The 17,863-nt window shown below is 72.6% G+C and carries 16 protein-coding genes; 7 read left to right on the top strand and 9 right to left on the bottom strand.

Features of this window, described 5'->3' with window-relative positions:
* Positions 1 to 147: 147 nt before the first annotated feature.
* The gene (locus BLS99_RS02035; RefSeq protein WP_091042653.1) at positions 148 to 2,379 is read left to right on the top strand and encodes a hypothetical protein; all 2,232 of its coding nucleotides are present in this window, start codon (positions 148 to 150) and stop codon (positions 2,377 to 2,379) included.
* A 90-nt stretch (positions 2,380 to 2,469) separates the two neighbouring features.
* On the opposite strand, the gene BLS99_RS02030 is transcribed toward BLS99_RS02035, so the two are convergent.
* Both BLS99_RS02030 and BLS99_RS02025 read right to left on the bottom strand, forming a co-directional pair.
* On the bottom strand, positions 2,470 to 3,510 hold the full coding sequence (locus tag BLS99_RS02030) for an ABC transporter substrate-binding protein (RefSeq protein ID WP_091042650.1): 1,041 nt from the start codon (positions 3,508 to 3,510) through the stop codon (positions 2,470 to 2,472).
* 174 nt (positions 3,511 to 3,684) lie between these two features.
* Complete coding sequence (locus BLS99_RS02025; RefSeq protein ID WP_091042647.1) at positions 3,685 to 4,740, bottom strand: ABC transporter substrate-binding protein; 1,056 nt, start codon at positions 4,738 to 4,740, stop codon at positions 3,685 to 3,687.
* A 275-nt stretch (positions 4,741 to 5,015) separates the two neighbouring features.
* On the opposite strand from BLS99_RS02025, the gene BLS99_RS02020 reads away from it, so the two are divergent.
* The 3 genes from BLS99_RS02020 to BLS99_RS02010 are packed head-to-tail and all read left to right on the top strand — an operon-like array spanning position 5,016 to position 7,728.
* Entirely contained in the window at positions 5,016 to 5,912 is an 897-nt protein-coding gene (locus tag BLS99_RS02020; RefSeq protein ID WP_218126275.1) for a FecCD family ABC transporter permease, read from the top strand.
* Positions 5,913 to 5,914: 2 nt separating this feature from the next.
* Positions 5,915 to 6,934: a FecCD family ABC transporter permease gene (locus BLS99_RS02015; protein ID WP_342761245.1), complete on the top strand. Its 1,020-nt coding sequence runs from the start codon at positions 5,915 to 5,917 to the stop codon at positions 6,932 to 6,934.
* On the top strand, positions 6,931 to 7,728 hold the full coding sequence (locus tag BLS99_RS02010; RefSeq protein ID WP_218126160.1) for an ABC transporter ATP-binding protein: 798 nt from the start codon (positions 6,931 to 6,933) through the stop codon (positions 7,726 to 7,728). The genes BLS99_RS02015 and BLS99_RS02010 overlap by 4 nt, the downstream gene beginning before the upstream one ends.
* Here BLS99_RS02010 and BLS99_RS02005 read toward each other — a convergent pair.
* From BLS99_RS02005 to BLS99_RS01990, 4 genes are all read right to left on the bottom strand, one after another.
* Positions 7,694 to 8,860 (bottom strand): low temperature requirement protein A, encoded by a 1,167-nt coding sequence (locus tag BLS99_RS02005; RefSeq protein WP_176953166.1) that lies wholly within the window; start codon positions 8,858 to 8,860, stop codon positions 7,694 to 7,696. The genes BLS99_RS02010 and BLS99_RS02005 overlap by 35 nt on opposite strands.
* A gap of 42 nt (positions 8,861 to 8,902) precedes the next feature.
* Positions 8,903 to 10,105, bottom strand: a complete 1,203-nt coding sequence (locus BLS99_RS02000; RefSeq protein WP_091042636.1) for an FAD-dependent monooxygenase — start codon at positions 10,103 to 10,105, stop codon at positions 8,903 to 8,905.
* A 133-nt stretch (positions 10,106 to 10,238) separates the two neighbouring features.
* The gene (locus BLS99_RS01995) at positions 10,239 to 11,624 is read right to left on the bottom strand and encodes a sensor histidine kinase (protein WP_091042633.1); all 1,386 of its coding nucleotides are present in this window, start codon (positions 11,622 to 11,624) and stop codon (positions 10,239 to 10,241) included.
* 2 nt (positions 11,625 to 11,626) lie between these two features.
* Complete coding sequence (locus tag BLS99_RS01990) at positions 11,627 to 12,391, bottom strand: response regulator transcription factor (protein WP_091042629.1); 765 nt, start codon at positions 12,389 to 12,391, stop codon at positions 11,627 to 11,629.
* A 263-nt stretch (positions 12,392 to 12,654) separates the two neighbouring features.
* On the opposite strand from BLS99_RS01990, the gene BLS99_RS01985 reads away from it, so the two are divergent.
* Positions 12,655 to 13,506, top strand: a complete 852-nt coding sequence (locus BLS99_RS01985) for an SDR family oxidoreductase (protein WP_091042625.1) — start codon at positions 12,655 to 12,657, stop codon at positions 13,504 to 13,506.
* Here BLS99_RS01985 and BLS99_RS01980 read toward each other — a convergent pair.
* The 3 genes from BLS99_RS01980 to BLS99_RS01970 form a co-directional block, all read right to left on the bottom strand.
* Complete coding sequence (locus BLS99_RS01980; protein ID WP_091042622.1) at positions 13,503 to 13,934, bottom strand: hypothetical protein; 432 nt, start codon at positions 13,932 to 13,934, stop codon at positions 13,503 to 13,505. The two genes, BLS99_RS01985 and BLS99_RS01980, sit on opposite strands and share 4 nt — an antisense overlap.
* Positions 13,935 to 14,022: 88 nt before the next feature.
* The gene (locus BLS99_RS01975; protein WP_091042618.1) at positions 14,023 to 15,033 is read right to left on the bottom strand and encodes an S-adenosylmethionine:tRNA ribosyltransferase-isomerase; all 1,011 of its coding nucleotides are present in this window, start codon (positions 15,031 to 15,033) and stop codon (positions 14,023 to 14,025) included.
* Complete coding sequence (locus BLS99_RS01970) at positions 15,030 to 15,743, bottom strand: SDR family oxidoreductase (protein ID WP_091042615.1); 714 nt, start codon at positions 15,741 to 15,743, stop codon at positions 15,030 to 15,032. The genes BLS99_RS01975 and BLS99_RS01970 overlap by 4 nt, the downstream gene beginning before the upstream one ends.
* Before the next feature lie 256 nt (positions 15,744 to 15,999).
* Here BLS99_RS01970 and BLS99_RS01965 point away from each other — a divergent pair, with 256 nt between their 5' ends.
* Together BLS99_RS01965 and BLS99_RS01960 are read left to right on the top strand one after the other, a co-directional pair.
* Positions 16,000 to 17,211, top strand: coding sequence for a GAF domain-containing sensor histidine kinase (locus BLS99_RS01965; RefSeq protein WP_218126274.1), 1,212 nt, complete (start codon positions 16,000 to 16,002; stop codon positions 17,209 to 17,211).
* Complete coding sequence (locus tag BLS99_RS01960; protein WP_091042611.1) at positions 17,204 to 17,830, top strand: response regulator; 627 nt, start codon at positions 17,204 to 17,206, stop codon at positions 17,828 to 17,830. The genes BLS99_RS01965 and BLS99_RS01960 overlap by 8 nt, the downstream gene beginning before the upstream one ends.
* The last annotated feature ends 33 nt before the right edge of the window (positions 17,831 to 17,863 follow it).

The raw sequence follows: 17,863 nt of genomic DNA, 5'->3' as shown, positions 1-17,863 counted from the left end.
CCGTGGCCGAATCGAGACATGGGATGATACGAGGAATTCACCTGGAGGTCTTGCGCAGGTCCCCGGTGGTGCGGTTGAGTGAGTACCGCCCCGTCCTCCCGCCGCCGGCGCCCGCGCCGCGGCGGCCCACAGCATTGGAGCCTCCCCGTGCAGTTCCCCAGAGCCCGTCTCGCGGCGGCGGCCGCGGGCGCGGTCGTCATCGGCGCCTCCGGGCTCCTCTTCGCGTCCCAGGCGCAGGCCCAGACCGACATCGTCCACATCGGTGCGGTCCAGGGCTCCATCGAGGACGGCGACACGGACTTCGCGTCCCCGCTCGCGGGCCAGACCGTGTTCGTCCAGGGCGTGGTCACCCAGGAGACCCTCGACCCCTCGGGGGCCAAGGGCTTCTTCCTCCAGGAGAAGGCGGACGCCACGGACGGCGACCCGAACTCCTCGGACGGGATCTTCGTCTTCAACAACCAGTTCGCGACCCTCCGCACGCTCGCCGGCTCGCCCGCGCGCGAGGAGCTGGGCGCCAACTGGACCGTGAACGTGGGCGACGAGATCGTCCTGCGCGGCGTGGTCGGCTCCTACTTCGGGAACATCCAGTTCTCCGGCGGCTCGGCGTACGTGTACGACCTGGTCGACACCGGCCTGGACCCGCTCGCCGAGGTCGGGCCGGTCGAGATCGACCCGCCGGACAACGCGAAGGCCAGCACCGAGTACATGCGCCGCCACCTCGGCATGCAGATGACCGTCCCGGCCGACTCCGTGGTCACCGCCGGGCGCGACGTGTTCTCCTCGGGCGGCGAGGTCTGGGCGATGCGCGGCGACGCCGAAGCGGCGCAGCAGGACGGCTACGCCGCCCGCTCCTACCGCGACGCGCACCCGCTCGACACGGTCGAGGGCGCGTTCGACGACGGCAACGGCTATCTCTTCGTCATCGGCGACCTGGGGCTGCGCGCCACCGAGGGCACCACCGACACGATCATCGCCCCTGCCAAGACCTACGACGTCATCACCGAGGCCGCCACCGGCGGCGTCTACCTGTCGTTCGCGAAGTACGCGGTCGAGGTCAGCGAGGACCTGGTCCTCGCAGGGGGCCTGGAGCCGGCGGAGAACGAGCCGGTCGAGGCCGCGGGCCGGGGCGAGGCGTCGGTGGCGTCGTACAACATCGAGAACCTGTACGACACCCGCGACAACCCGAACTCGGGCTGCGACTTCGCCGGGAACGCCGGCTGCACCGACCCCGAGGACCCCGAGGGGAACGTCAGCCCGCCGTTCGACTACGTGCCGGGCACCTACGACGAGTACGAGGCGCAGCTGGTGCGCCAGGCCGCGCAGATCATCGAGGACCTCCACAGCCCGGCGATCCTCATGACCCAGGAGGGCGAGGCCCAGGACGTCTGCTCGGTCAACCCCGAGTGGACCAAGCGCTCCGACCTCGGCCAGGACCGCCTCGTGTGCGACCTGGTGAACACCGGCGACGCGAACACCGGCGGCGACGGCGCCCCCGACTCCATCCAGGAGCTCGCGCTCGTCATCGCCGAGTCCGGCGGCCCGACCTACAAGGCCGCTGGCGACCTCGACTCCGCCGACACGCGCGGCATCATGACCGGCTTCCTGTACCGGCCCGAGCTCGCCGGGCTCGCGCACGTGAAGCCGCGCGACCCCGTCTTCGGGGACTCGCCGGAGATCGACTACCCGACCGAGGGCGACGAGATCAACGCCGACGTGCAGAACCCGAAGGCCCTCAACGCGGCGCTGCCGCAGGAGGTCGTCGACCGCTGCACGAACTCGGGCGTCTACGCCTGCAACGGCTTCGACGTCTACAGCCGGGCCGCGCAGGCCGCGAAGTTCTACCTCAAGGACAAGCACGGCCGCAGCACCGGCGAGATCTACCTCATCAACAACCACTTCTCGTCGAGCCCGAACACCCGCGTGCTGCACCGCACCGAGCAGGCGAACTACCTGGCGGCGATCAGCGCGGCGATCCTCGACGACGACCGGAAGGCGAAGATCCTCGCCGGCGGCGACCTGAACGTCTTCCCGCGCCCCGACGACCCGTTCGCCGAGGGCCAGGTCATCGCCGGTGACTGGACCGGCCCGTCCGACCAGCTCGCGGGCCTGTACGAGGACTCGGGCCTGTGCCCGCTCTACGACGTGATGGTGGAGGACCACCCGCAGGCGGCCTACTCCTACACGTACATGGGGCAGACGCAGACGCTCGACCAGATGTGGGCCTCCCCGCGCCTGCTGCGCGAGATCGAGTCCGCCGCGACCGCGCACATCAACGCGGACTACCCGGCCGACGCGTGGGACTTCGGCGAGGAGCCCGCGTACGGGCGCTACGGGGTCTCCGACCACGACCCGTCGGTCGTGGTGTTCGACATCAAGTGATTCCAGCGTGACGTGAAGGGGCGGGGGCCACGCGGCCCCCGCCCCTTCGCACTCTGCATTCAGTTGTGGTGGAGGAGGAACCGGCCTGCCTTAGACCAGCTTCTTCGCGTTCGTGATGGCGTCGGCCAGCGCCTGGATCGACTTGGCGGCGAGGCCGTAGGAGTACATCGGCTCGGCCTCCCACGCCACGATCTGGCCCTCCTGGACGGCCGGGAGGGCGTTCCAGGTGGGGAACTCGGTGAGCGCGTCGGGCTGGAGGGCCTGGACGCGCGCGTCGAGGAAGAGGATGTCGGCGGGGTACTTGTCGGCGTTCTCCCACGAGAGGTTCTCGAAGTAGGACCCGGTGGCCTCGTCGAGGTTGTCGGGGACGACGAAGTTCACGCCCAGCTCGGTGAAGAAGCGCATGTCGTTGCCGGTGGCCGGGTTCGAGGCGTAGAAGATCTCGGCGGCCGCGGAGCAGGCGAGGACGGTGACGGGGTTCGCGGCGGCGGCCGCGGTGAGGGCCGCGACGGCGGCGTCGTACGCCTCCTTGTTCGCGGTGTTCTGGTCCGACTCCAGGTCGGCGCCCAGGCTCTCGGCCAGCTCGGCGTGGCGGGCGATGATCTGGTCCTGGGTGTTGGCGCCGTCGTCGGCGCTGAGGGCGACGACCTCGGCGAGGCCGGTGATGTCCTCTTTGGATTCCTCGGGGATGTACCAGAGGGTCGCCGGGTCGAAGTAGAAGTGGGTCAGCAGGACCTCGGGGCCCCACGAGGCGTACGCCTCGACGTCGAACTCGCCGTAGGTGTTCCCGAAGACCTCGAGGTCGGCGACGGGGAGGTCGCCGGCCTGGCCGGTGGGGGAGCCGTCCTCGTTCGTGGTGGGGCCGAAGACGGCCGGGACCTCGACGCCGAAGTCGTAGAGCGCGGCGGCCATGCCGGTGTAGGCCACGAGCTTGGTGGGGGTGCTGTCGAGCTCGGAGGTGACGGGCTGGTCGTCGGTGAACTCCCAGGGGCCGGTCGACTCGTTCTCGGACTCGGCGCCGGACTCGTCGCCGTTCCCGCAGGCGGCGAGGGCGCCCGCGAGTCCGAGGGCGCCGCCGCCCGCGAGCAGGCCGCGGCGGCCGAGCGTGGCCTTGTCGGCATCGAAAGCCATGTGCTGTTTCTCCTTCGTCGGGGGCGGGGGCCGGACTGCGGGTCCGGGACGTGCGGCCGGTGTGCGGGACCAACCCGTCCGAACCGAGGTTAGGCTAACCTAATCGCATTCCGGCCACTTGACCTGGGGTGCTCACGTGGCGTCAGCCACTCGGCCCCCTGGCCGCCCGACCGCTCAGTCGAGCGAGGCGAGCGGCCGCCCGGCGGCGAGCCCTTCCGCGATCCGCTCCAGCTCGACGGCCCCGCCGACGTGCGAGTACACCGGCTCGCCGTTCCAGCCGTACACCTGCCCGGCCTGCACGGCGGGCAGCGCCGCCCAGGTCGGGTAGTCGGCGACGAGCTGCTCGGGGGAGAGGTTGCCGGTGCGCAGGTCCAGGAAGATCACGTCGGCCGCGTACTTGTCGACGTTCTCCCACGACAGGAGCTCCCAGTACCCGTTCTGGTCGGGGTTGTCGGGCACCACGAAGTCGGCGCCCAGCTCGACGCTCTTGGCGAGGATGTTGAACGTGGGCGGGTTGGCGATGTACAGCCCGTCGGGCCAGGCGCCGACCGCCATCGCCTTGTACTCGTGACCGGTCGCCTGCTGGACCTCGAAGAACGCGTCGGGGATCGCCGCGGCCGCCGCCCCGAACCGCTCGACTGCGGTGACGTTCTCCTCCGAGGTCAAGTCCGCGCCGAGTGCTTCGGCAAGGGCCGCATGGCGATCGATGATCTGGTCGATCGTCGGCAGCGAGACCTCGATGCCGACGCCCGGCGCCAGCGACTCGACCTCCTCCAAGCGGTCCTCGGGCACGAACCACAGGTCGAAGCCCTCGTAGTAGTGCGACACGATGAGCTCGGGTCCCAGCTCGGCGTACTTCTCGACGTCGAACTCGCCCCAGGCGTTGCCCAGGACCGTCAGGTCCTCCACGGGCATCCGCCCGGCCTGGAGGTCCGGCCGCCCGTCGGAGAGGGTCGTCGGCCCGAACACCGCCGCGACCTCCACGCCGTAGTCGTACAGCGCCGCGGCCAGGCCGGTGAACGCCACGACCTTCGTCGGCACGTGCTCCAGCTCGACGTCCTCCTGGTCGCGCTCGTCGAGGAACGAGAACGGGCCGCCGTCGGCGCCCGCCCCCTCGGGGTCCTCGTCCGCGGCGCCGCCGCAGGCGGCCAGGACGGAGGCGGCGCCGAGGCCGCCGGTTGCCGCGAGCAGGCTGCGGCGGGAGAGGGCGGGATACGCGCGGAGTGGCACGTGGAACTCCTTCGGGGGTGATCGGTCATGGCGGGGCGGGCGATGGTTAGGTTAGCCTAAACAAAACCGGACTATCCCTTCGGAGACCGCACTTGTCAACCGCGCACCGCGCCCCCGACCTGGCCCCGCCGCCCGCCGCGGACGGCGCCTCCCCAGGGGACGCAAGGGGAACGGCGCCCCGCAGGCGGGGCGGCCGCCGCGTCACCGGACTGATCGTCCTCCTCGCGGCCATCGCCGTGCTCACCGTCCTCAGCATCGCCGTCGGGGCCCGCGCCATGGACCTCGGCGAGGTCTGGGCCGGCCTCACCGACCCCGCCGCAGACACCTACCCCGTCGTCACCGAGCTGCGCCTCCCCCGCACCGCCATCGGCCTCGCCGCCGGCGCCGCCCTCGGCCTGGCCGGGGCCCTCATGCAGGCCATGACCCGCAACCCCCTCGCCGACCCCGGCCTCCTCGGCGTCAACACCGGCGCCGCCGCCGCGGTCGTCACCGGCGCCTACTTCCTCGGCTTCACCGGCTTCACCCAGACCATCGGGTTCGCCTTCGCGGGCGCCGCGGCCGCCACCGTCGCCACGTACCTCATCGCGGGCGCCGCCGCTGCGACCCCCGCCCGCCTCGCGCTCGCCGGCGCGGCCGTCACCGCCGCCGGGTTCGCGTATGTCTCCGCGATCCAGCTCATGGACGCCGCCTCCCTGGAGACCATGCGGTTCTGGTCGGTCGGCTCGCTCGTCAACGCCCACACCGCGCCCGTCGTCCCCGTGGTCACCCTCATCGGGTTCGCCAGCGCCGTCGGCATCCTCCTCGCGCGCCCGCTCAACGCCCTCGCGCTCGGCGACGCGACCGCCACCGGCCTCGGCGTCGACCCGCGCGTCCTGCGCGTCGCCGGGATCGCCGCGATCACCGTCCTCGCCGGGACCGCCACCGCCGTGTGCGGCCCGATCGTGTTCGTCGGCCTCGTCGTCCCGCACGTCGTGCGCGCCTTCACCGGACCCGACCAGAACTGGGTCCTGCCGTACTCGATGCTCACCGGCGCCGCGTTCCTCGTCCTCACCGACGTCATCGGCCGCGTCGTCGCCCGCCCCGGCGAGGTCCAGGTCGGCATCGTCTGCGCCGTCGTCGGCGGCCCCTTCTTCATCTCCCTCGTCAGCCGCAGGAAGGTCGCCAGGCTGTGACAGTGATCCGCTTGGGCGGGTATTCGATCCGCCTGCGCCACCGCGTGCTCGCGGCGGTCCTCGGCTCCCTCGCCGCCCTCGTCGCGCTCGCCATGTGGTCGGCCGCGACCGGCTCGACCTCGCTGGGCCTCGAACGCGTCTGGTACGCCCTCATCGGCCAGGGCACCAAGGGCGACGAGTTCATCCTGTGGACGCTGCGCCTGCCGCGCCTGGCGACCGGCCTCGCCGTCGGCGCGTGCATGGGCCTCGCCGGCGCCCTCTTCCAGACCCTCACCCGCAACCCCCTCGGCAGCCCCGACCTCCTCGGCCTCACCCAGGGCGCCACCACCGGCGCGCTCATCGCCATCATCGTCACCGGCGCCTCCCTCCAGACCACGGCCGTGCTCGCCGCGGCCGGCTCGCTCGCCACCGGCCTCCTCATCTGGGCCCTCACCCGCGGCGGCGACCCCTCCGGCTACCGGCTCGTCCTCGTCGGCATCGGCGTCTCGGCGATCCTCGCGGGGGTCAACGGGTACCTGCTCACCCGCACTACGATCGTCGACGCGTTCCGGGCCGTCTACTGGTTCACCGGCGACCTCTCCGGCCGCGACTTCACGCAGGCCGCCGCCGTCGGGACCGTCCTCGCCGCCGGAGTCCTCGTCATCGCGCTCCTCTCGCGCGGCCTCGACTCCCTGCGCCTCGGCGAGGCCGCCGCCACCGGCCTCGGCGTCCACGTCGGCGCCACCCGCGTGACCGCGCTCGTCACCGCCTCGATCCTCACCGCCGGGGCCGTCGCCGTCGCGGGCCCGCTCGCGTTCGTCGCCCTCGCCGCGCCCCACATCTCCGCCCGCCTGACCGGCTCCTCCCGGAGCTTCACGGTCTCGGCCGTCGTCGGCGCCCTCATCGTGACCGCCGCCGACATGATCGCCGTCGCCGGCGTCGGCGACCGCCAGCTCCCCACCGGCGTCGTCACCGGCGTCGTCGGCGGCGCCTACCTCATCTGGCTGCTCATCGCCCACCGCAAGAAGGGGGTCATGTCGTGACCGCAAGCCCGCTCGCCGCCCGCGAGGCCACGCTCGGCTACGGCCGGAACGTCATCAGCGCTGACCTCACCGTCGACATCCCCGAAGGGGAGTTCACGGTCATCATGGGCCCCAACGCCTGCGGCAAGTCCACCCTCCTCAAGGCCCTGGCGCGCATGCTCAAGCCCTCCCACGGGACCGTCCTCCTCGACGGCAAGGACATCCACCACCAGCCCACGCGCGCCGTCGCCCGCCGCCTCGGCCTGCTCCCGCAGTCGCCGACCGCACCCGACGGCATCACCGTCGCCGACCTCGTCGCCCGCGGCCGCTACCCCCACCAGGGGATCCTGCGCCAGTGGTCCGCCGAGGACGAGCGCGTGACCGGCGAGGCCATGGAGGCCACCGACATCGCCGACCTCGCCTCCCGCGGCGTCGACGAGCTCTCCGGCGGCCAGCGCCAGCGCGTGTGGATCGCCATGGTCCTCGCCCAGCAGACCCCGCTGCTCCTGTTGGACGAGCCCACCACGTACCTCGACATCACGCACCAGATCGAGGTCCTCGAGCTGTGCGCCAAGCTCCACCGCGAGGGCCGCACCCTCGTGGCGGTCCTCCACGACCTCAACCAGGCCGCCCGCTACGCCACGCACCTCATCGCGATGCGCGGCGGCGCGGTGGTCGCCGAGGGCGCCCCGGCCGACATCGTCACGGCCGAGACCGTGCGGGAGGTCTTCGACCTGCCGTGCCGGATCATCGACGACCCGGAGTCGGGGACGCCGCTGGTCATCCCGAGCGCACGGGCGAGGAACCTCGTGTAGCGGGCGCCGCGGCGGCGCGGCCCTCCCACGCGAGCGCCGCCACCAGGACCGCGGTGATCGCGCCGAGCTGGAGCGCGGTGTTGACCAGGCCGATCGGCGCGAGCGCGAGCACGACCGCGGCCAGGGCCACGCGCTCCCAGGGGCGCGGCAGCGGCATCGCCAGGCGCAGCCCGGCCGTGCCGACGAGGAACGCCGCCACGCCGCCCGACAGGAGCCACGTGGACTCGACGTCCAAGGGCGACAAGGCGTGTCCGACGGCGTGCTTGAGGCCCGCGGCGAAGACGAGGATGCCCAGGAGTACCGGGATGAACGCGTAGGAGAGCCCGGCGAGGACCTTCCGGACCCGCTTGACGGCGTCGGTGGTCGCGGTGAGCCGGTGCTCGGTGGCCGGGAGGTCGCGCACGAACAGCGACCACCACATGCAGGCGCCGATCGCGAGGCCGAGGACGGCCGCCAGGAGCAGGTCGGCGTCCACCGGCAGGTCCCGGGCGCCGATGCCGATGGCGACGACCGACTCGCCGAGGGCGACGATCACGACGAGGCCGTGGCGCTCGGTGATGTGCGCGGGGTGGAGGTTGAGGCCGCGCTGGCCGTGCCAGAAGGGGACCGACCAGACGATGACGGCGGCGAGGGCCCACAGCGAGTAGCGCCAGGCGCCTTCGGGGCCGAGCTCGGCGGCGAAGACGGCGGCGACCGCGGCGAGGTTGGCGATGAAGACGGGGCCGAAGGAGCGGGCGGCCTGGAGGTACATGAGGCCGTGGACGAGGACGACCACGAGCATGCCGACGGCGATCCAGACGCTGCCGCTCGCGAAGGCGGCGGGCACGGTGAGGGCGACGACGAGCCAGCCGGCCATGGCGCACAGCAGGAGGATGCGGCGGGCGGGCCGCTCGGGCGGGATGACGTTGGTGAGCCACGAGTAGCCGGCGTACATCCACCACAGGAACCCGAACATGAGCACCGACTGGATCAGGCCGATGAGCGGGTCGTAGGCGATGACCGCGGTGAACTGGGCGACGGTGAAGACGAAGATGAGGTCGAAGAACAGCTCCAGGGTGGAGACCGGGAGGTCGTCCTCGTCGGCGACGGGGTTGACGTGTTCGACGAACCAGCGGGGGAGGAGTCGGGTCACGGTGGCTGACGTTAGCACGCCTGCACGACCCGGCCCCTCGTGTCACGCTTCGTAGTCGGGCAGCTCGATCGCGGTCGCGGCGCGGTGCACGGCCTTGACGACGGGCGCCATGAGCCGGTCCTTGCCGGGGAGGCGGGAGGCGAGCTTGAGGAACCCGATCCCCAGGCGCACCTGGGCGTCGCTGCGCATGACCATGCTCTTGACGTTCCGAAGGGCGAGGGCCTGGTTGGTCTCGGCGAAGGGCCGCATCCGCTCCTCGTACGCCGCGAAGGCGCGCGCGTGGCCGCCGCCCCGGCCGAGTTCCCCGGCGAGGACGTAGGCGCCGACGAGGGCGAGGCTGGTGCCCTGGCCGGAGGCGGCCGAGGCGGCGTGGGCGGCGTCGCCGAGGAGGACGACGCGGCCCTGGGACCAGCGGTCGATGCGGACCTGTGCGAGCGGGTCGAGGTACAGGTCCTCGGCGTCGCCGGCGGCGTCGAGGAGTTCGGGGACCTTCCAGCCCTCGCCGGCGTAGGCGTCGCGCAGGACCCGCACCTTGCCCTCGCGGTCGCGGCGCTCATCGCCGAGTCCTGCTGCGGCCCAGAGGAACAGCGCGGTGGCGTCGCTGCTGCCGGCGGTGTTGTAGACGAGGGCGGTGCGCCCGGTGCCGACGTAGGTCATCTCGCAGCGGTCGAGGCCGAGCGTGTTGGGGACGGTGCAGGAGGCGACCCCGTAGCCGAGGTCCACGATGGAGTCGTCCTCGGGGCCGAAGGCGGCGCGGCGGGTGCGGGAGTGGAGGCCGTCGGCGCCGGCGACGAGGTCGAACCGCTCGCTGCGGCCGCTCTCGAAGACGACGTCGACGCCGTCCTCGTCCTGCTCCAGGGTGGCGATGGAGTCGCCGAAGCGGTATTCGACGGTGTCGGCGGTGAGGCCGTGGATCAGCCCCGCGAGCGCGCCGCGGTGGATCTCGGCGTCGCCGTGGACGCGCCCGCCGAAGGCGTCGGCGTCCATCGCGGCGGCCGTGCGGCCCTTGGCGTCCACGATGAACGCCTCCTGCATGTCGGTGCGGGCCTCGCGGACGGCGGCCATGACGCCCATGCGCTCGACGACCGGGAGGGCCGCGCCGCGCACGTCGATCTTGTAGCCGCCGGGGCGCAGCGCGGGGGCGCGTTCGACCACGACGGGTTCGAAGCCCTTGGCGGCCAGCCAGAAGGCGAGGGTGGTGCCGGCGATGCCGGCGCCGGAGACGAGCACGCGTGCAGCGGCCATGAGGGGGCTCCGTTCATTCGAGGGGCGGTGCGCTCGGGAGGGTGGTGTTCACAGGGGACGGAGCGGCCGGAGGGAGGCCGCGGTCCCAGCCTAGACCCATGCCGCCGCGCGCGGACGCTCCTGGATCCCGGTCCTATTCCAGGCGCGCGATCGGCAGGCGCACTTCGACGGCGGTGCCCCGGCCCTCCTCGCTGTCGAGGTCGATCCGGCCGCCGTGGGAGGCGACGATCGAGGACACGATGGACAGTCCGAGGCCGGAGCCGCCGGTGGCGCGCGAGCGGGACGGGTCGGCCCGGTAGAACCGGTCGAAGACCTTTCGGCGGTGCTCGGCCGGGATGCCCGGCCCGTGGTCGGCCACGCGCAGGACGGCCCAGCCGTCGTCGGCGGCCACCGAGACGTCGATCGCGGTCCCCACGGGGGTGTGCACGCGGGCGTTGGTGAGCAGGTTGACGAGGACCTGCCGGAGCTGGCCCTCGTTGGCCACCACCGTGACCGGGTCCGCGGCGGCCAGGTTCACGGGGTGGGTCGGGTCGGCGACCTCGGCGTCGTCCACGGCGTCCTGCGCGAGCTGGGCGAGTTCGACCAGCTCGCGGTCGCCGCCGACCTCCTCGTCGAGGCGGGAGAGGACCATGAGGTCGTCGACGAGCTTCGCGAGCCGCGCGTTCTCGGACCCGATGCGGTCCATCGCGCGGTCGAGCTTCTCGCCCTCGGCCGCCGCGCCGTTCTGGTACAGCTGCACGTAGCCGCCGATGGCGGTGAGCGGCGTCCGCAGCTCGTGCCCGGCGTCGGCCACGAACTGGCGCAGCCGCTCGTGCTGGCGGTCCCGCTGCGCGATCGCGTCGGTCAGGCGCGACACCATCCGGTTGAGCGCCAAGGAGAGCCGGCCCATCTCGGTGCGCGGGTCGGCCGCGGTGAGGCGGTGGTCGAGCCGCCCGGAGGCCACGGTCTCGGCGTCGGCCACCATGTGGTCGACCACGCGCAGGCCGCGCCGGGTGATGATCCACGCGGCGAGGATGCCGAGCGCGGCCACGACGAACCCGGTGATGAGCACGGTCCTGGTCAGGGTGGAGCCGGTCGCCTCGACCTCGTTCATCGAGGTCGCCACGACCATCGTGAAGTCGCCGGTCCGGCCGCCGACCTGTCCGGTGACGGCGATCGCGACGGCGCGGTAGGCCACGGTGCCGTCGGCGCTGTCGACGGAGAAGTACTCGTTCGTCTCCGGCGGGGCGTCGAGGTCGGGGAGCGCGTACGGGTCCTTGTAGTACCCCGCCTGCTGGGACCCGACGACGCTCCCGGACTCGTCGAAGAACATGAGCGCGAACTCGCTGTAGCCCAGCTGCTCGGCGGGGTTCCCGCTGGGGGCGGAGCGCAGGCCCTGCTGGATGAACTCGTGGAGGCTCTCGTCGACCTGGCGCGTCAGGTGGTTCGAGACGGTCCTGACCGTCACGAACCCGATCACCGCCACGGCGATGATGAGCAGGACCGCCATGGCCGCGGCGATCTTGGTCCTGATGGCCACGGCTACTCCTGCGGCGGGCGCAGCATGTAGCCGACCCCGCGGACGGTGTGGATGAGGCGGGGGCCGAGCTTGTCGAGCTTGCGGCGCAGGTAGAACACGTACGTCTCGGCCAGGCTCGACTCGGTCTCGAAGTCGTAGCCCCACACCTGCTTCAGCAGCTCCGACTTCGACACCACGCGCCCGGCGTTGGCCGCCAGGTACCGCAGGAGCCGGAACTCGGTGGGGGACAGGTCGACCGTGGTGCCGTCGCGCGTCACCTGGTGCGCGGCGAGGTCGAGGATGAGGTCGGCGACCGCGACGGTGTCGGCCGGCTGCTGGCCCGGGGCGGCCTCGCGGCCGATGGTGCGGCGCAGCACCGCCGAGACGCGCAGCGACAGCTCCTCCAGGCGGAACGGCTTCATCAGGTAGTCGTCGCCGCCGGAGCCGAACCCGTCGCGCAGGTCGTCGGGCGCGGTGCGGGCGGTCAGGAAGATGATCGGGGTCGCGTCGCCGGCCGCGCGGAGGCGGTCGGCCACGCCGAAGCCGTCGAGGCCCGGCATGTTCACGTCGAGGATCACCAGGTCGGGGCGGGCGGACTCGACGGCGGACAGCGCCTCGGTGCCCGAGCGCGCCGCGGTCACGGTGTACCCCTGGAACGAGAGGGCTTCGACCAGCAGGTCTGCCAGGCTCTCCTCGTCGTCGACGACCAGGAGACGCGCCGGGGACCCGTCGCCCCGGAGCGGCACCGCAGGCGGTACGGCACCGGCTGGCCCGCTGGTCGAAGTCATCCACCGCTCCTAGGTACTCGTGCGAGTCGTCTTCCGGTTGCCCAGCGTATGCCACCGTTTCCGGCACGGACATGGTTCAGGTCCCATTCCAGGCGGTTTCCGCACCCCCTCCCAGCGGACGTTCAGGAACCGCCCGGGACCGCCGGAGGCGCGGGTCGCCGCGGGTGCGGACGCGCGAATCCGGAGTGTCGGGCGCGCCCTGCTTCCCCCTGAAGTTACTTTCCAGTAATATCAGGGGACACCGAACCGATGGAGGCAGAGCAATGGAGCACGCCGTCAGGGCCGACCTGGTCGAGGACCACCCCCTCAAGGGGCGCGCCGCGTTCGTCACCGGCGCCAGCCGGGGCATCGGCGCGGCCATCGCCGTCGCGCTCGGCGCGGCCGGGGCCAAGGTCGCACTGTTCGCCAAGACCGGCGAACCGCACCCCAAACTCCCCGGCACCCTCTACGAGACCGCCAAGGCGATCGAGGCCGCCGGCGGCGAGGCCCTCCCGATCGTCGGCGACCTGCGCGACGCCGAATCCGTCGCCGAAGCCGTGGACCGCGCCGCCGCCGCGTTCGGCGGACTCGACGCCTGCGTCAACAACGCCTCCGCGCTCGACCTCACCGGCATCGGCGAACTCCCGCTCAAGAAGTTCGACCTCATCGCCGGCGTCAACCTGCGCGGCACCTTCGCGACCATCAGCGCCGCCCTCCCGCACCTGCGCGAATCCGGCCACGCCCACCTGCTCACCATCAGCCCGCCGCTGAACACCGACGCGCGCTGGTTCTCCGGCGGCCCCTACACGGCCACCAAGTACGGCATGACGATCATGACGCTCGGCGCCTCCGAGACCGAGCCCGGCGTCGCCGCGAACTGCCTGTGGCCCAAGACCACCATCGCCACCGCCGCCGTCGAGTTCGCCCTCGGCGGGCAGCCGATGCTCGACCGCTCCCGCAAGCCCGAGATCGTCGCCGACGCCGCGCTGGCGGTCCTCGCGAAGGACCCGAACGCCTACACCGGCAACGCGGTCATGGTCGAGGACCTGCTCGCGGACGAAGGGGTCACCGACCTCGACGCGTACGCGGTGGTGCCGGGCACGACCGACTTCCAGCCGGACATCTACGTCGACTAGAGGCGCTTGAAGTCCTCGCCGGTGAGGTTGTCGAGTGCGTCCTGCACCTGCTTCTTGCGGGTCCTGACCTGCTTGGGGATGTGGTACGCGACGTACCCGGCCGCACCGGCGAGGACCAGCGCGACGAGCAGCGGCGGCAGGCTCCAGCCGGTCGGGTAGCTCTCCCACGTGCCCAGCTCGGCGCAGGCGCGGACGACGGTCTCGCCGCCGGTGCCGACCGCCTCGCACAGGTCCCCGGCGTTCACCCGCTCGCCCTGGTAGACCAGCACCCGGTTCTCGCCGGGCATCGCCGTGATGAAGAGGACCACCGCGAGGGCCATGGTGATTCCCGCGGTGATGCCCGCGACGATCGGCGAGTCGGGCAGTGACATGCGGCCGCGCTCGCGCGGCCCCTCGGGGCCGTCCGGCAGGTCGAACAGATCGCTCATCGCGGGGCCTCCTGGGCGGTGCGACGGCCCGGACGGGCCGTCACACCCGATGCTAACGCCCAGGTCACCGTGGCGCGGTCCGCGGACCTCACGCGATGAGGTGCACGTCGCCGAACTCGTGCCACAGGTACCGGGCCTCGATCGCGGCCGCGTAGGACTCGCGCAGCAGCTCGGTCTCGCAGATCGCCTCCAGCATCGACAGGTGGGTCGAGCGCGGTTCGTGGAAGCCGGTGAGCAGGCCGTCGACCACGGTCACCGGGTCGGCGGTGGACACGATCCGCTCGGTATGCCCCGAGGCCGCCGCGACCCGGCCGCCCTCGGCGGCGGTCTCCAGCGCCCGGACCGCGGTGGTCCCGACGGCGATGACGCGCCCGCCCGCGGCCTTCGCGGACTCGACGGCCCGCGCGGTGTACTCGCCGACCTCGAACCACTCGGGGTACGGGTCCTCGTCGCTCTCCAGCGACGCGACCCCCGTGTGCAGCGTGACCGGCGCGATCCCCACCCCGGCCGACACCAGGCGCGTCACGATCTCGGGCGTGAACGGCCTTGCGGCACTGGGCATCTCGGCGGAACCGGGGACCGTCGCGAACGCGGTCTGGTAGGCGCTGAGCGGCCACTGCTGGTCGACGTACGTGTAGCGGATGGGCCGGCCGTAGCGGACGAGGTAGTCCGCGACCGACTTGACCGGCGGCCGGGTCACCCACAGCCGCTTGCCGAAGCGCCGCTCCAGGTACAGGTGGACGCCGCCGGGCAGGTCGAGGGTCCGGCCGATGACGTCCCCGAGGTAGGGCTTGTCGCGGTCGCGCAGCTCGACCAGCCACGACCCGTCGGGCCGCACGGACGAGAAGTGCACGCGCAGTCCCTGCCTGGTGAGGACCGCGGCCGGGAGGGTCCCGGAGTTGTTGACGACCAGGAGGTCCCCGGGGCGCACCAGCGCCGGCAGGTCCTCGAAGTGCTGGTGGGTGATGGCGCCGGTGGCCTTGTCGGTCACCAGCATTCGCACGTCAGAGCGGCCGGTGCCGCGGACCTCGGCGGGGCGCCGCGCCTCCAGCGCGGCGTCGAGCGCGAACGCGAACGGCTCGGTCAAGGTGGTGCTCATTCCCTCGTTCCCTTCTCGGAGCGGCCCTCGGCGAACGCCTTGGCCTCGTAGCGGCCGGACTCGGGCCGCGCCTCGACGAGCCGGACGATGGCGGCCGCCGCGTCCGCGGGATCGCCGGCCTCCGCCGCGTCGGCCTCGCCCACCGCGTCGGCGAGCATCTTCGTGCGCATCTCGCCGGGGTCGACGGCCCACACCCGCACCGCCGGCTCCTCCGCGGCGAGCACGTTCGAGAGCTGGTCGAGCGCGGCCTTCGACGCCCCGTAGGGCCCCCAGGTCGCGTACGGGCCGGTGGCCGCGTCGGAGGAGATGTTCACGACCGCGCCGCCGCGCTCGCGCAGCGACGGGAGCGCGAGCTGCACGAGGTGGATCGGGGCGCGCATGTTCGTCTCGAACACCTCCGGCCACGCCTCCAGGTCGGCTTCGGCGAGCGTCGGCAGCGGCAGTTCACCCAGCGTCGAGGCGTTGTTGACGAGCAGGTCGACCTTCCCTCCGGCGAGGGCGATCAGGCGCTCGCGGTGGGCGGCGTCGTAGGCGATGTCCCCGGCCAGGTACGCGGCGCCGAGCCGCGCGGCGGTCTTCGCCAGGCGCTCCTCGCCGCGGGCGGTGAGGACCAGGTTCCAGCCGCCGGCGGCGAGCCGCTCGGCGAGGGCTTCCCCGAGCCCGGCGGACGCCCCGGTGACGACGGCGGTGCGGGTTGCTTCGGTAGTCATGCCAGTGACGCTATGACCGCCGCGCGGTGCGCACATCGGACCGAGGTCGCGGTCGGTCCCGGTCCGGTGGTCCTAAGACCTGCGACCGAGGCCCGGCGGGCGCCGCGTGGGCTAGATTCGTGCCGTGACCGCCTCCCACGCCGCCGAGCCCGCTCCGGGCGGGCCCGCTTCGCGCGAATCCTCGACCGGGCCCTCGCCGACGGCGCCCACTCCACCCGGCTCCGCCTCCACCGGGCCCTTCTCGGAGCCCGCGAAGCTGCTGCACGAGGTGTCGGCGGCCGTCGGCGCGATCACCAGGCACCTGTCGGTGCACCAGGTCCTGGAGGTCATCGTCTCCTCCGCCCGGCGCCTGGTCGGCGCCGACTACGCCGCGATCGGCATCCCCGACGACGAGGGCGGCTTCGCCGAGTTCATCACCGACGGCATCGGCGAGGAGCAGCGGCTGAAGATCGGCCCGCTGCCGCGCCAGCACGGGATGCTCGCCGCGATCCTCACCGAGACCGAGCCGATCCGCCTCGACGACCTCCGCCGCGACCCGCGCTTCCGCTGGTGGCCCAAGGCCCACCCCGCGATGACCGCGCTCTTGGGCGTCCCGATCCGCGACGGCGACCAGACCCTCGGCATCGTGGTCCTCACCAACGACCTCGGCCGGCCCGGCTTCACCGGGGCCGACACCGAACTCATCGAACTCCTCGCCTCGCACGCGGCCATCGCGATCACCAATGCGCGCCTCTACGAGCGCAGCCGCGAACTCACCGTTGTAGAGGAACGTAACCGGCTCGCGCGCGAACTCCACGACGCGGTCATGCAGCGCCTCTTCTCCCTGCGGCTCTCCGCCCGCGCGGCCGCCAAGCTCCTGCCCGACGACCCCGCCGCCGCGCGCGGTCGGCTCGACGAGGTCGAGCAGCTCGCCGCCGAGGCCATCGCCGAACTGCGCGGCGTCATCGTGGAACTGCGCCCCGCCGACCTCGACGTCCACGGCCTGGTCGAGACCCTGCGGCGGCACGTGACGCTCCTGGACCGGCTGCACGACACCAACGTCCACTTCGAACTCCGCTCGCCCGTGGACCTCTCGCGGGACGGCGAGGTCGAAGTGCTCCGACTCGTCCAGGAGGCCCTGGGCAACGCGTTCCGCCACGCCAAGGCCCGCAACGTGTCGCTCACGATCGAGTCCGAGCGCATCACCGTCGCCGACGACGGCCGCGGCTTCGACGCCGACGAGGCCGCCACCCGCGGCCTCGGGCTCCTCTCGATGCGCGAGCGCGCCAACGCCCTCGGCGGCGACCTCGCCCTCACCACCGCCCCGGGCGAGGGCACCGTCGTGACCCTGCTCCTGGACTGCGCCGAATACGACAGCGCGCAGTACGACAGTGCGCAGTACGGCAGCGCTCCGGACGACGCTGCCGAGGACGACGGCACTGAGGACGACGGCCCCGACACCGACACCGAAAGGGACGGCCGTGACTGACCCGATCCGCCTCCTCCTCGTGGACGACCACCCCGTGGTCCGCCGCGGCCTGCGCGGCTACCTCGAACTCGAACCCGACTTCGCCGTGGTCGGCGAGGCCGGCGACGGCGAAGAGGCCCTGAAGGCCATCGATGCCCACGACCCTGACGTGGTCCTCCTCGACCTCAAGATGCCCGGCCTCGACGGCCAGGGCGTCCTCGACCGCCTCGGCGACGCCCGCGACCGGCCCCGCGTCCTCGTTCTCACCTCGGCCACCGACGCCGAGCGCGTCCCCTCCGCGATCAACGCGGGCGCGGCCGGCTTCGTGTACAAGGACATCGACCCCGACGCCCTCGCCAGCGCCATCCGCACCGTCCACTCCGGACAGATGCTGCTCGCCCCGGTCGCCATGCGCGGCCTGATGAACGGCACCACCGGCCCCGCCGCGCCCACGCTCACACCGCGCGAGAGCCAGGTCCTCGGCCTCATCGCGAAGGGCCAGACCAACCGCCAGATCGCCCGCGCCCTCGGCGTCTCGGAGAAGACCGTCAAGACCCACGTCACCAACCTCCTGCGCCGCATCGGCGCCGCCGACCGTACCCAGGCCGCCCTCTGGGCGGTTCGCCACGGTATCGGGTGATCGCGGAACGTGACCGTCTACTGAGTCATGACC

The organism is Glycomyces sambucus (assembly GCF_900102815.1).
GTDB lineage: Bacteria > Actinomycetota > Actinomycetes > Mycobacteriales > Micromonosporaceae > Glycomyces > Glycomyces sambucus.
This window is presented reverse-complemented; position numbering and strand designations above follow the sequence as displayed.